Here is a 268-nt window from a genome sequence, read left to right on the forward strand (position 1 = left end):
GGCGCCGATGTGCACGGCCTCGTCGGCCAGCTCGACATGGCGGGCTTCCTTGTCGGCGTCGGAATAGACGGCCACCGTGAGGATGCCCATCTTCTTCGCGGTCTTGATGACGCGGCAGGCGATCTCGCCTCTATTGGCGATCAGGATCTTCTTGAACATGTTGTGCTTCCTGTTCTTTCAGAGGGGAATGTTCCCGTGCTTGCGCCACGGGTTCTCGAGCTTCTTCTCGCGCAGCATCACCAGCGAGCGGCAGATGCGCTTGCGCGTT

At 60.8% G+C, this 268-nt stretch carries 1 protein-coding gene; it reads right to left on the reverse strand.

The window, feature by feature from the left end:
* On the reverse strand, positions 1-159 hold a 159-nt coding region (locus tag HCU76_RS36430), incomplete at its 3' end, for a biotin carboxylase N-terminal domain-containing protein (protein WP_213959988.1).
* Positions 160-268 lie beyond the last annotated feature (109 nt).

This window comes from Variovorax sp. dw_308 (genome assembly GCF_019207085.1).
In the GTDB taxonomy this organism is placed as follows: domain Bacteria; phylum Pseudomonadota; class Gammaproteobacteria; order Burkholderiales; family Burkholderiaceae_C; genus Variovorax.